Origin of the sequence: Herbiconiux daphne, from assembly GCF_024979295.1 — a bacterium.
In the GTDB taxonomy this organism is placed as follows: Bacteria; Actinomycetota; Actinomycetes; order Actinomycetales; family Microbacteriaceae; genus Herbiconiux; species Herbiconiux daphnes.
On the sequence record NZ_JANLCJ010000005.1, the window covers coordinates 443,415 to 455,893 of the forward strand.

At 71.4% G+C, this 12,479-nt stretch carries 15 protein-coding genes; 7 read left to right on the plus strand and 8 right to left on the minus strand.

The annotated features are described in order from the left end of the window. Nucleotides 1-6 precede the first annotated feature (6 nt). From N1032_RS15825 to N1032_RS15845, 5 genes are all read right to left on the minus strand, one after another. A complete protein-coding gene (locus tag N1032_RS15825; RefSeq protein WP_259540123.1) occupies nucleotides 7-828 on the minus strand; it encodes a glycosyltransferase family 2 protein in 822 nt (273 codons plus the stop codon). Then, on the minus strand, nucleotides 825-2,072 hold the full coding sequence (locus N1032_RS15830; protein ID WP_259540124.1) for a glycosyltransferase: 1,248 nt from the start codon (nucleotides 2,070-2,072) through the stop codon (nucleotides 825-827). The genes N1032_RS15825 and N1032_RS15830 overlap by 4 nt, the downstream gene beginning before the upstream one ends. After that, nucleotides 2,069-3,142 carry a glycosyltransferase gene (locus N1032_RS15835; RefSeq protein ID WP_259540125.1) on the minus strand — a complete coding sequence of 358 codons (1,074 nt, stop codon included), beginning with the start codon at nucleotides 3,140-3,142 and terminating at the stop codon, nucleotides 2,069-2,071. Before N1032_RS15835 ends, N1032_RS15830 begins: the two co-directional genes overlap by 4 nt. After that, nucleotides 3,139-4,332, minus strand: a complete 1,194-nt coding sequence (locus N1032_RS15840; RefSeq protein ID WP_259540126.1) for a glycosyltransferase family 1 protein — start codon at nucleotides 4,330-4,332, stop codon at nucleotides 3,139-3,141. The genes N1032_RS15835 and N1032_RS15840 overlap by 4 nt, the downstream gene beginning before the upstream one ends. A 79-nt stretch (nucleotides 4,333-4,411) precedes the next feature. Next, entirely contained in the window at nucleotides 4,412-5,314 is a 903-nt protein-coding gene (locus N1032_RS15845; protein ID WP_259540127.1) for an ATP-grasp fold amidoligase family protein, read from the minus strand. A 197-nt stretch (nucleotides 5,315-5,511) separates the two neighbouring features. Here N1032_RS15845 and N1032_RS15850 point away from each other — a divergent pair, with 197 nt between their 5' ends. From N1032_RS15850 to N1032_RS15875, 6 genes are all read left to right on the plus strand, one after another. Beyond that, a complete protein-coding gene (locus N1032_RS15850) occupies nucleotides 5,512-6,273 on the plus strand; it encodes a hypothetical protein (protein WP_259540128.1) in 762 nt (253 codons plus the stop codon). Beyond that, on the plus strand, nucleotides 6,270-6,683 hold the full coding sequence (locus N1032_RS15855; RefSeq protein WP_259540129.1) for a phage holin family protein: 414 nt from the start codon (nucleotides 6,270-6,272) through the stop codon (nucleotides 6,681-6,683). The genes N1032_RS15850 and N1032_RS15855 overlap by 4 nt, the downstream gene beginning before the upstream one ends. Beyond that, complete coding sequence (locus N1032_RS15860; RefSeq protein ID WP_259540130.1) at nucleotides 6,680-7,255, plus strand: DUF3618 domain-containing protein; 576 nt, start codon at nucleotides 6,680-6,682, stop codon at nucleotides 7,253-7,255. Before N1032_RS15855 ends, N1032_RS15860 begins: the two co-directional genes overlap by 4 nt. 186 nt (nucleotides 7,256-7,441) lie before the next feature. Then, nucleotides 7,442-7,681, plus strand: coding sequence for a hypothetical protein (locus N1032_RS15865; RefSeq protein WP_259540131.1), 240 nt, complete (start codon nucleotides 7,442-7,444; stop codon nucleotides 7,679-7,681). Further along, nucleotides 7,681-8,181 (plus strand): MarR family winged helix-turn-helix transcriptional regulator, encoded by a 501-nt coding sequence (locus N1032_RS15870; protein WP_259540132.1) that lies wholly within the window; start codon nucleotides 7,681-7,683, stop codon nucleotides 8,179-8,181. The genes N1032_RS15865 and N1032_RS15870 overlap by 1 nt, the downstream gene beginning before the upstream one ends. A 22-nt stretch (nucleotides 8,182-8,203) precedes the next feature. Further along, on the plus strand, nucleotides 8,204-9,133 hold the full coding sequence (locus N1032_RS15875) for an SDR family NAD(P)-dependent oxidoreductase (protein WP_259540133.1): 930 nt from the start codon (nucleotides 8,204-8,206) through the stop codon (nucleotides 9,131-9,133). Nucleotides 9,134-9,177: 44 nt separating this feature from the next. On the opposite strand, the gene N1032_RS15880 is transcribed toward N1032_RS15875, so the two are convergent. Then, nucleotides 9,178-9,378 (minus strand): hypothetical protein, encoded by a 201-nt coding sequence (locus tag N1032_RS15880; RefSeq protein ID WP_259540134.1) that lies wholly within the window; start codon nucleotides 9,376-9,378, stop codon nucleotides 9,178-9,180. After that, nucleotides 9,375-11,414 (minus strand): glycogen debranching protein GlgX, encoded by a 2,040-nt coding sequence (gene glgX, locus N1032_RS15885; RefSeq protein ID WP_259540136.1) that lies wholly within the window; start codon nucleotides 11,412-11,414, stop codon nucleotides 9,375-9,377. Before glgX ends, N1032_RS15880 begins: the two co-directional genes overlap by 4 nt. Before the next feature lie 89 nt (nucleotides 11,415-11,503). Here glgX and N1032_RS15890 point away from each other — a divergent pair, with 89 nt between their 5' ends. Further along, entirely contained in the window at nucleotides 11,504-12,160 is a 657-nt protein-coding gene (locus tag N1032_RS15890; RefSeq protein ID WP_259540137.1) for a DNA-3-methyladenine glycosylase family protein, read from the plus strand. Nucleotides 12,161-12,196: 36 nt separating this feature from the next. On the opposite strand, the gene N1032_RS15895 is transcribed toward N1032_RS15890, so the two are convergent. Further along, the gene (locus N1032_RS15895; RefSeq protein WP_259540138.1) at nucleotides 12,197-12,379 is read right to left on the minus strand and encodes a hypothetical protein; all 183 of its coding nucleotides are present in this window, start codon (nucleotides 12,377-12,379) and stop codon (nucleotides 12,197-12,199) included. Nucleotides 12,380-12,479 lie beyond the last annotated feature (100 nt).

The window sequence follows — 12,479 nt, forward strand, 5'->3', positions numbered from 1 at the left end:
GTGCCCTCACGTCGTGACGACGTAGCCGTCGTCGCCCAGGCTCACGAGACCGTCGGCTTCGAAGGCGTCGAGCCAGCCGCGCATCGGCCACTCGGCCCAGCGCTCGTGGAACAGGTTCGCGTTGCGCACGATGTCGTCGACGTGGTCGACCGGCGGATGCCGCACCGCGTGATGCTGGTGGTAGGCCCGCGCGTCGCCCACCCACGCCAGCTCCACCCCGGCCTCGCGCGCCGCGAAGGCGAAATCGGTGTCTTCGCCGCCGTAGCCGGAGTAGCGCTCGTCGAAGCCGCCGATCAGCCGCCAGGTGCTCGCCCGCAGCGCGAACGAGAGCGACCAGAACAGCTCGTGCGCGCCGCCGAGTTCGACCTCGCCGGGAGCCGGTGCGGGGCGGGCCGGATGCGGGTCGTCGAGCTCGGCGAGGCGATCGAGGCGGTAGCCGCCGGCGGGGGGCGGGCCGAGGTAGGTGACCGGTCCGCAGAGCAGCCGATCGCCCGTCACCGGTGAGGCGGCGGCGCGAGCATAGGCGCCGACGGCGTCGGGCGCCGGTAGGCAGTCGACGTCGACGAACACGAGCACGTCGGCGCCGGCCTGCAGGGCCGCCTCCGCCCCGAGGTTGCGGGCGCGAGCGAGCGGCAGGGGAGGCTCGGCGTCGATCGAGATCGCCCGCACCGGAGGCGCGAGCTGCGGCATCCGGCCGATCTGCGGGTCGCCCATGGCCACGACGATCTGCAGCCGCGGTGCGACGAGCGAGGCGAGCACGGCCTCGCGCTGTCGCCGCAGGTGGTCGTGCCGGCCGTGGGCGATCGTGATGAGCGCGATGTCGTTCATGCCGGAAGCCCTCGACGGGCGGCGACGTTCGCGATCGCGGCGGCGGCGCGCGCGGCGCCCTGACCGTCGTTCCACGGGGCCCAGTCGCGGCCGTCGAGACGCTGCGCCTCGGTGAGCGCGCGGGGCCAGTCGGCCGTGGCGAACGAGTCGACCACCACGGCGGGCCAGGGGCCACCGGCCAGCACGGCGGCCGTGTGCTGCTGCTCGTCGTGCGGCCGGGCTTGGGGAACGATCACGGCGGGCCGCCGAGCGGCGGCGATCTCGGCGACGGCGTTCTGGCCGGCGTGAGACACCACCACGTCGGCGGCCAGGATGAGCGGCCACGGATCGTCGCACCAGCGGCCGGTGCCACCGCCGATCACGTCCCAGTGCCAGCCCGGCGTCTGCGCGCGGGCCCGGGCGACGGCGTCGGCGGTGAGGTCGTCGCCGCCCGACCCGTTCAGCACCAGAACCCGCCGCGCACGGGTCGAGCCGAGGGGCTGTCGCTCGGATTCTGGCTCGTGCTCGTGCTCGTGCTCGTGCTTTAGTTCCCGCTCGGCAGCGGGCTCGGGTTCGCGGGCGCCTGCGCCACGCTCCGGTACGAACCGCGAGATCGCGCCGACGGCCACGTGCTTCTGAGCGGCGGCGTCGTCGAGTCCCGTGAGCATGCCGGTCGCCTCGGGCGGCCAGGCCGAGAGCAGCACGCTCGAGACCGCGAAGCCCAGCCGGTGTGCCTCGTCGTCGCGGCGGCCGGGCAGCGCGATGGTCACGACCGCCACGCCGTGCAGGCGGGCCAACAGGGCGATCTCGACCGAGACATCCGACACCAGCACCGACGGAGCGGTCTCCGCGATCCACTGCGACACCTGCGCCATGCGATCACGCAGCCCGGCGTCGCCGACCGGCACCCAGTGCAGTCGGCCCGCGGCGTCAGGCGCCTCGGCGCCGGCCACGTCAGCGCCGGCTACGTCTGCGCCGGCCGCCTCAGCGCCGGCCACGTCAGCGCCGGCCGCCTCAGCGCCGGCCGCCTCAGCGCCGGCTACCTCAGCGCCGGCCACGCCAGCGCCCGCCACCTCGGCGCCCGCCGCCTCCGCGACATCCGCGACCGCCCCGTCGTCGCGCGCCAGCCGCACCCAGTCGCCGATCCAGCCGGCCGGTCGCGCGAGCGACGACAGTCCGGTCACCGGCTCACTCAGCTGCGCCGCGATCGCGGCCGCGCGCGCGAGGTGGCCGCTGCCGACATGGTGGATGTAGTAGCCGATCACGCGGCTCGCGCCGGCGCGGCCAGCTCGTCGTAGAGCAGCTCGTAGCGATCGACCATGGCGTCGAGCGAGCAATGTTCCTCGGCGTGGCGCCGCACGCCGGCTCGCGGCAGAGCGGCGGCGGCCACCAGAGCGCGGGCGAGGGAATCCGGATCGCCCGGCGTCGCGAGCCGCCCGCTCGACGGCGACACGATCTCGCCGAGGGCGCCGCGTTCGAAGGCGGCGACCGGGGTGCCGCAGGCCATCGACTCGGCGGCCACCAGGCCGTAGGGCTCGTCCCACAGGGGAGTCACCGCGGTCACGGCGGCCCGGCCCACGTGCTGCACGAGCTCGCGGGTGCTGAGGTGCCCGAGGTAGCGGATGCGCGAATCCAGGCGCGGCCGGATGCGCCGTTCGAAGTAGTCGAGGTCGTGCACCGGCCCCGCGAGGTCGAGCGGCATGCCCGCGATGCGGGCCGCCTCGATCGCCAGGTGGGCGCCCTTCTCGGGCACCACGCGGCCGATCCACACGGCTCCTGGCCCACCGGGGCCCGGGCTCCAGCGCTCGGTGTCGACCCCGTTCAGGATGACCCGGGCGCGAGTGGTCTCGGACCACTGCCGTGCGGTGAAATCGCTCACAGCCACGAACCGGGCCGAGGGCGTCAGTTGCATCGCCGATTCGAGCCAGGGCGTCGGCGGCGTGTGCAACGTCGTGACCATCGGCACGCCGAGGGTCGCCGACATCGCCACGGGCAGGTGGTGCAGGCTGTTGTTGTGCACCACGTCGAACCGGCTCGCGCCGGTGCGGGCGAGCTCGAGCATGAGGCCGAGGTAGGCGTGGTGCTCCTGCATCCACTCGGCCGGCGAGGCGCCGACATCCGCCCGCGCCGTGTCGCTCGACTCGAACGGATCGACGTCGAGGGTGTCGACGGCGAGCCGGGGGTCGGAGCCGGGCGCCGCGAAGAGCGTGACCTGGTGGCCGCGGGCGCGCAAGGCGTGGGCGAGGGCGTGGGTGTGAGCCTCGAGGCCGCCCGCGAAGGGCTCGGCCACCGGAAACCGGCTCGAGGCGATGAGGCAGATTCGCAGCCGCTTCACCCGAGCAGCCCGCGGTAGAGCTCGAGATGAGCGGCGGCGACCTCGTCGCGCTGGCGCACGCGCTCGTCGATCGACGCCGGGGAAGCCGGGGCCGCGAAGGCCGCCGCGCGCACCGCGGCCACAAGCGAGCCGGCGTCGAGGCCGCGCTCGTCGTGATGGTAGGAGAACACCGGGCCCTGGTCGGCGTAGTAGCCGCAGTCGGGCGCGATCACCGCGGTGCCGAGGTCGTGGCAGGCCTCGAGCCAGCCCGAGTGGGTGCCGAACCGGTAGGGCAGCACCGACACGTCGAGCGACGCGAGGTAGGCCCACAGCTCGGCGTCGGTGAAGAAGTCGTGCACCCTCAGCTCGAGCTCGCCGCGGCGCTCCGCCGCGCGGAGGAAGCCGGCGAGCGCGGGATCGAAGCGCTTGCCGGTGTCGAGCAGCACGTCGGAGTGCCCGTCGACCTGCAGCCGGGCGCCCGGAATGGCCGCCACGGCGTCGACGAGCGCCGCGACCACCGGCAGCGGGTTCATGCTGGCGCGCAGGCTCTTGACGTGCACGCCGATGCGGAACTCGCCGGCGACTGCTGCTGCCGCCGCCCCCGGCGCCGCCACCGCCACCTCGTCGGCCGGCCGCCGCCCCGCCCGCCGCGCCGCCTGCACCGCTCGCATGGTGGGCAGGTCGACGACGTGCGGGTGGGGCAGCACGTGCGCCGTGCGCTTCCACCGCCGCTCGATCTCCGCGGCCGCGCCCGGCGTGAGCGTGACGAGGGCGTCGGCCGCCGGAATCAGCACGTCGAGCTGCGCGTCGTGCTCCCGCCGGTCGGCGTGGTGGGGGTTGCGCAGGTCGTGCACCGTGTAGACGAACGGCTTTCCCTCCTCGCGCAGCGCCGCGGTCAGGGCACGCAGCTCGTCGGGTGTGCGGGCGTCGAAGCCGAACTGCAGGTGGAACAGGTCGAACTCCGAGGCGTGCTCGTGCACCCACCTCGGGTCGAGCATGGCGGGCGGCCACCACCGCGACACCGCGGAGCGCCGGGTGTCGTCGGGGTCGGGGTCGGCGAGGCGCACCACGGGGTAGCCGGTCGCGGCATCCGGTGTCAGGTGCCTGATGTAGACATGCGACGACGGCACGGATGCCACCCGCACGAGTTCACGGCTCGTTAACGTCTCGGGGGGCTCGCCCGAGTGCTCGACGATACGTGTGAGGGCCATGCTCCTCAGTAAACGGGGTATCGGCGACTCCGGCACCCGGGTTGACAACTGGACATCCACTGTCCATGTTCGTGACCCCTCAGGATGCGTAGCGGCGGGGCACCGTCCAGTGACGGCCGAACTCGCGGTCGAACCACGACGGCTCGAACGGGCTGTCGCCGCCCGCGGGGTAGCTCGTCAGCTCGCCGAAAACGATGCGATCGGGCAGGTGGTAGAGATCTACGCGCACGAAATCGGTCTCGGCGCCCAGGGTCTCGGCCAGGGCGATCATCTCGTCGAGCCGTTCGGGTCGCTCGCGGGGCGGGTCGATCCACGGGGGCCCGCCGCTCATCGGCAGGTGCTCCCAATGTGGGTGGTAGAAGTCCTGGGTGCGGGTGTCGAAGCGGCCGGAGTCGACCTGCACGAACCGGCACCGGCCGTGGAAGACGAAGAACTTGTAGTCGTCGGGGATGCCGTCGCCCGCGCCGGTCAGCATCTCCTCGACGATCACCCGGGGCGGAACGGCACCATAGGCCCACTCCCGGTTGGGCCCCTGGCCATAAAGCCGGCTCGACCAGTAACGGGCGATGGCGACGAGCCGGCGCCGGTCGGCGGCCTCGGGGCGCACGTGCCGGTAGGTCCAGCTCTGCTCGGGGTCGGGCAGCACGGCGTCTGCGGGAGCGGCCGGGCTCACCACCACACCCGCGCCGCTGCCGTGGGTGGGCTTCACGACGTAACGGTCCGGCAGCTCGAGCCCCTCGAGCGCGCCGGGATCGTCGACGATCGCGAAGACGGCGGGCAGGTAGGCGGCGCCGATGCGGGCGGCGACGTGATCGCGCACGGCCGCCTTGTCGGCATAGGTCGTCAGCAACGGGCGGTGGTCGCGCAGCATCTTGTAGCGCACCTTCTCGGTGAAGGTCTCCGGATGCCGCGTGCTCAGCAGCCGCCAGGCCCGCACGAGTGCGCTCCGCTCGCGGAGTCGCGCGCGGCGGTCGACGCTCACCGGCGTCGCGATTCGGGCCGAGCGGGAGGGGTCACCAGTCCAGTGTGGCCCCGCGGCCGCGTTCGCCGCATCTTCGGGAGCCGTGCACGGTGACGCACACCTGCGGCGCTTTGTCCACCCGCAGCGACGACGGGATTTCGCGCGTAGGGAGAGGGGTACCAGGCCGCGATGGCCGGGGAATCGAAAGGGAAGACACGATGTCGGAAAGTTATGTTCCTGTGCCGCCGAGCGGCTTCGAACCCGCCGCCAACGACGAGCCGGGCAAGGTGGACACCGCCAAGCAGGAGGCCGCCGATCTGAAGGACACGGCCGCCGAGCAGGTGGGCAACGTGGCTGGAACCGCGAAGGAGGAAGCCGGCAACGTGGCTCGCGAAGCGAAGTCGCAGGCCAAGGACCTCTACCTGCAGAGCCAGCAGCAGCTCAAGGAGCAGGCGGGCGTGCAGCAGCAGCGCGTCGCATCCGGTCTGCGCTCCCTCGGCGACGAGCTGGGCGAGATGGCGAGCTCGTCGGAGAACTCGGGGCTCGCCTCCGACCTGGTGCGCCAGGTCTCCGAGCGGGCCGGCAGCGCGGCGTCGTGGCTCGACGCCCGTGACCCCGGGTCGCTGCTGGCCGAGGTGAAGTCGTATGCCCGTCGCAAGCCCGGAACCTTCATCGCCGTGGCGGCCGTGGCCGGCGTGGTGGCCGGGCGCCTGACCCGCGCGCTCGCGGGCAGCGCGGCCGACGAGAAGCAGGCTGCCGAGGCGGCATCCGCGTCGGGCACGCCCGCCGCGAGCGCCCCCGTCGTGACGGCACCCGTCGTGCCGGTTCCCGACCCCGCAGCCGACGGCGTGGCCGACGCGCCCTTCACCGGTGCTCCCGCCTACTCCGGCACGGCCGGGGTCGTCGACGACACCCCGCTCTACACCGAGCGCGTGGCGAGCTTCGGCGACGATCTGCCCGCAGACGGCAGCCAGCGATGAGCGACGCCACCCCATCGGAGCAGAAAGCGGCCACCACGTCGCTCGGCGACCTGCTCGGCGAGGTCACCAAAGACCTCTCCACCCTGATGCGGCAGGAGCTCGAGCTCGCGAAGGCCGAACTCAAGCAGTCGGCGAGCCGCGCCGGCAAGGGCGCGGGAATGCTCGGCGGCGCGGGCTACGCCGCGAGCATGACCATCCTGTTCCTGTCGATCGCTCTCTGGTGGGCCCTCGGCACGCTGATCGGCGGTGGATGGTCGGGCGTGGTCGTGGCCGTCATCTGGGCGATCGTCGCGCTGATCCTGTTCGTGATCGGCCGCAAGCAGCTGAAAGAAGTGAACGGCGCCCCGAAGACGGTGGAGTCGTTGAAGAAGATCCCCGAGACATTGAAAAGGAATGAGGAGAACCGATGAGCGATTCACCCGAGCAGATCCGTGCCGACATCGAGCGCACCCGCCGCGAACTCGGCGGCGACGTCGACGCGCTGGCCGACAAGGTCACCCCGTCGAAGATCGTGCACCGCCAGACCGACAAGGTGAAGGGCGCCGTCGGTTCGGTGAAGGACAAGGTGTTCGGCGTCGCCGACGACGTGACGTCACAGGTGGCCGGCTCGGGATCATCCGCGGCCGGCGCGGTGTCCGACGCGGCCGGCACCGTGAAGGCGAAGGCCGAGGGCAACCCCCTTGCGGTCGGCCTGATCGCGTTCGGCGTCGGCCTGCTCGCGGCCTCGCTGATTCCCGCCTCGACGAAAGAGAAGGAGGTCGCGTCGAACCTCAAGGAGCAGGCGCAGCCCCTCGTCGAGCAGGTGACGGATGCCGCCAAGGAGGTGGGCCAGAACCTCAAGGAGCCGGCCCAAGACGCCGCTGCCGCCGTGAAGGACGCCGCCACCGGTGCGGTCGACAACGTCAAGGCCGAGGCGGGCTCCGCCGCCGGCGAGGTGAAGGACCAGGCCCAGCAGGCGAAGGACTCCGTGCAGGGTTCCTGACCCGGAGCGAACGCCCCCGGCGCACGAGCGGCCGACCCCCGACCGGGGTCGACCGTTCGCTGCGACGTATCGCTCGCGCCCGAGTGTGTCAAGCCCTGAACCAGTTACTTGCCGTGTATTTCACGTCCTGGCATATTCGAAGGGTGAACGGATTCTGCGTTCACGTGCGCTGTCAGGAGGAACACGATGACGATTTCGAAACACGACGACGTGGCGGTCGGATCGGTGCGCTGGCGCGTCGCCGAAGAGGGGCTCTGGGTCTGCACGAGTGGCGGATCGTTCGCCGGAACGGTCGACCAGAGCGGCCCGCACTACTATGCCCGCAACCACTTCGGCGAGTACCTCGGCGACTACACCGACCTCTCGCGGGCCCAGTCCGCGGTGGTGTCGAAGGCTCCCGGCCCCGTGCTGCGAGTGGTGGCCTGATGCCGCAGAACGTGGTGCGCCGCGAGGCGCGCCACCTCTACGCGGTGGCTCCCGCCGTCGAGGCGGCCAAAGACGCCGTCGACGCCATCCTGCGCCTGCAGAGCGTGGGCGAGCGCGAGGTCGACCGGGTGCGCGCGGTGAGCGGCCTGAACAACAACGAGTTCCGCGCCATCCGCTACCTGCTGCAGGCGCAGCGCGAGAGCCGCGACACCGGGCCCAAAGACCTGGTGGCCATGCTCGGCATCTCGAACGCTTCGGTCACCAACATCGTCGACCGGCTCGAGAACCTCGGCTACCTGCAGCGGGCGCCGCACCCGTCCGACCGCCGTGCCCAGCTGCTGCGGCCGACGCCCGACGCGGCGCAGAAGATCGAGAACGGCTATCGCACTTTCCACGAGACCGTGGTCGACGTCATCGGCCGGCTCTCGCCCTCCGACGCCGCGTGCGTCGCCCGGGCTCTCAACGACGTCTCCGACCGCATCGAACCCGGCAACCTCTGACGCCCGCGATGAGAAGCCGGCAATGAGCAGAACCGCGGATGTCGCGGGCAAGACCATCGTCGTGACCGGGGCGTCGAGCGGCTTCGGCCGCGGGGTGGCGGTGCGCCTCGGCGCCGCCGGTGCGAATGTGGTGCTCGCCGCGCGGCGCGGCGACGTGCTCGACGACGTCGTCTCCGAGATCGAGACCGCCGGGGGTGTCGCCGTGGCGGTGCCCACCGACGTCAGCGACCCGGACGCGGTCACGCGGCTCGCCGAGGCGGCCGTCGAGCGCTTCGGCCGCATCGACGTGTGGGTGAACAACGTGGGCGTGGGCGCGATCGGACTCTTCTGGGACATCCCGGTCGCCGATCATGCGCGACTCGTCGAGGTCAACCTCACCGGCCTGCTCTACGGCGCGCACGCCGCCCTGCGGCAGTTCCGGGCCCAGGGCGCCGGCGTGCTCGTCAACGTCGGCTCGATCGACAGCGAGGTGCCGCTGGCCTATCAGGCGTCGTACGCGGCCTCGAAGGCCGCGGTGCTGAGTCTCGGCCGCTCGCTCAACGAAGAGCTGCGCCTCGTCGGCGAGCACGACACCATCTCGGTCGGCACGATCATGCCCTGGGCGGTCGACACCCCCTGGTGGACCCACGCGGCCAACTACAGCGGCCGCACCGCGCGCATGGCCGCCATGGACGACCCGCAACTCGTGGTCGACGCCATCGTCGCCGCGTGCACCGACCCCCGGGAGCAGCAGCCCGTGGGCGCGAAGGCCAGAACGGCGGATGTCTCGCACCACCTGTTCGCCGGGCTCACCGAGCGCCTCTCGGCGAAGACGGCGGATGCGGAATCGAAGCGGGGTGCGGCCCTGCCGCCGACCTCGGGCGCGCTGCACGAACCGATGGCCGAAGGCACCACCGTCGACGGCGGCATCCGGGCGCGCATGGCGCGCGAGGATGCCGCCGACGGGGAGTGACGCCGGGCCGAGTGACCCGGAGCGAACCGACCGCTCAGATCAGCTCAGATCGGACCGTTGTCGCGTTGGTGCGGCGTCGACTTGTGGCGGCCCGGCATCGCGGGGTAGTCGTCGCTCGCGACATCCGGCTCGACGACCTTCTCGTCGGCGACGTCGTCGAGGGTCAGCAGGCCGTCGGGGTCGTGCGGATCGTGATGGCCGTAGAGCCGCTCGCCGAGTCGGGCCTTGTCGTCGTCGCTCGTCATCGTGACCTCAGCAGCGTCATCGAGCCGTCGCGCACGATGAGGGTCGTGCCCGTGCCGTCGACCTGCTGTTCGGGGTCGCTCGAGATGGCGAGCTCCCAGTCGCTGCCGGGCGCGTCGGGCAGCGCGAACTCCACGCCGTTCTCGGCGGCGTTCAGCAGCAGGGCGAACGAGTCGGCGCCCTCGTGCTCGAAGACGAACGTGATCGAACGGGCATCCGGGTTGTCCCAGTCCTCGTCGGTGAACTCGCGGTTGTCGGAGCGCAGCACCCGCACGGTGTCCTGACCGCCGACATCCGGCGCCTGTCGGAACCAGGCGGGATGCAACGCGAGGTTCTCGCGGCGCAGCGCGATGAGCGACCGGGTGAACTCGAGCAGCTCGAGATCGACGTGCTTCCAGTCGAACCACGACACCTCGTTGTCCTGGCAGTAGGCGTTGTTGTTGCCGCCCTGGGTGCGGCCGAGTTCGTCGCCGCCGAGCACCATCGGCACGCCGGCCGAGAGCAGCAGGGTCGCCAGCAGGTTGCGGCGCTTGCGATCGCGCCGGGCGTTCACCGCCTCGTCGTCGGTCGGGCCCTCGGCGCCGCCGTTCGACGAGCGGTTGTCGCTCTCGCCGTCGTTGTTGTCCTCGCCGTTCGCAGCGTTGTGCTTCTCGTTGTAGGCCGTGAGGTCGGCGAGGGTGAAGCCGTCGTGGGCGGTGACGAAGTTCACGCTCGACAGCGGCGAGCGGCGGTCGGCCTCATAGACGTCGGGCGAGCCCAGGATGCGCTGCGACACCGTGCCGAGCACCGAGTCGGTGCCGTTCCAGTAGTCGCGCACGTCGTCGCGGAACTTTCCGTTCCACTCCGACCAGTCGGCCGGGAAGCCGCCCAGCTGGTAGCCGGCGGTGTCCCACGGCTCGGCGATCATCTTCACCGGGGCCAGCACCGGATCCTGCTGGATGAGGGTGAGGAAGGCGCTGTGCAGTTCGGCGTCGCCGCCCTGACGGGTGAGGGTGGTGGCGAGGTCGAAGCGGAATCCGTCGATGTGCATCTCGGTCACCCAGTAGCGCAGGGAGTCCATGATCAGGCCGAGTGCCGCCGGGTGGCCGACGTTGAGGCTGTTGCCGGTGCCGGTGGTGTCGAAGTAGTGCTGCTCGTCGCCCTCGACCAGGCGGTAGTAGGAGGCGTTGTCGATGCCCTTGAAGCTCAGCGTCGGCCCCAGGTCGTTTCCCTCGGCGGTGTGGTTGTAGACCACGTCGAGGATGACGTCGAGCCCGGCGGCGTGCAGCGCCTTGACCATCTGCTTGAACTCGGCCACCTGCGACCCGTCGTCGCTCGCCGCGTATTCGTTGTGCGGGGCGAAGAAGCCGATGGAGTTGTATCCCCAGTAGTTGCGCAGCCCCTTCTCCTCGAGATGGCTGTCCTGCACGAACTGCTGCACCGGCAGCAGCTCGACCGCGGTCACGCCGAGATCGGTCAGGTGCTTGATGGCCGCCGGATGCCCGAGGGCGGCATACGTGCCCCTGATCTCATCGGGGATGTCAGGGTGCAGCATCGTGAAGCCCTTGACGTGCACCTCGTAGATGATCGACTCCGACAGCAGCGTGCGCGGTGCGCGGTCGTCGCCCCAGTCGAACGAGTCGTCGGTGATCACGCAGCGCGGGGTCGACGCGGCGGAGTCGGTGTCGTCGCGCTCCTCGGGGTGGTTCAGGTCGTGGCCGAACACCGCCTGACCCCAGTCGTAGCCGCCCTGCACGGCGGTGGCGTGGGGGTCGAGCAGCAGCTTGTTGACGTTGTGCTGCAGGCCGTGCGCCGGATCCCACGGCCCTTCGACCCGCAGACCGTAGCGGGTGCCGACGCCCGCGCCGTCGACGAAGCCGTGAAAAACGTGGCCGGTGCGCTCGTCGAGGTGCACTCTCGTCTCGGTGCCGTCTTCGTCGAAGGTGCAGACGTAGACGTCGTCGGCGGTCTCGGAGTAGAGGGCGTAGTTGGCGCGGCCGTCGATGAACGAGAAGCCGAGCGGGTAGGGGAGCGAACGGGTGGTGGGGGAAGAAGTCACCATCTCAGTGTGGTTCGAAACCGCGGATGCGGCTACGGGTTGCTTTTGCGTGCCACGAGCCGTGCACACTTGGACATGGGAGAAAATCCGTGACGGACACCGCGGTGTTCGAAGAAGGCACACGCGAGCTCGCGGAACGCGACCCCGTGATCGCCGACCTGCTGGCCAAGACCGGCCCGATCGTTCTGCCGCAGCAGACCGACTCGAACTTCGCCGCCCTCGTGCGCGCGATCACCTATCAGCAGCTCGCCGGAGCGGCGGCCCGCGCCATCTTCGGCCGGCTGGTCGCCGCGCTCGGCGACGAGGTGACGCCGGAGCGGCTCTCGCGTCTCACCCCGGCAGACCTGCGGGCCGCAGGCCTGTCCGGCGCGAAGACGGCCTCGGTGCTCGACCTCGCGGCGAAGACGCTCGACGGCTCGGTCTCCCTCGATGAGGCCTCCATCGCGGCCGAGAGCGACGACGAGGTGATCGCGCGCCTCACGACCGTGCGCGGAATCGGGCCGTGGACGGCCGAGATCTTCACGATGATCCATCTCGGCCGGCCCGACGTGCTGCCGGTGGGAGACCTCGGCATCCGCAAGGGCTATGCCCTGGGCTGGAAGACCGAGGTGCCCACCGAGAAGCAGTTGCTCGCCATCGGCGAGGCCTACCGGCCGTTCCGCAGTGTGCTGTCGTGGTATTGCTGGCGCGCCGACGAACTCTACGGCCGGGCCAAGCCCAGTGCGGTCACCGGCGGCGCCATCTAGGCCGCACTCGTCGGCTGCTCTCGGCGGCCCCGCGAGTCACGCGTCGGTGTCGGCGGCCTGCTGGTCGACGGCCTGGATGAGGTGGTCGATCGCGGTGACGAGGTTGTGCAGCGCCTGCCGCTCGACCGAGTCCTCCGGGAGCTTCTGCACGTCGAAGCTCGCGGCGCTCGCGGCCTCCCGTGCGCCGGTGATCGCTGCGTCGAATTCAAGGCTGCTCATGGATGCTCCTCAGGTTCGGATGATCGGTGCGCCGATGACCGGCGACCATACGTCGTGTTCCGATCCTGCCGTGAACCGGGGCTCGCGCGCGAGTGGGTTC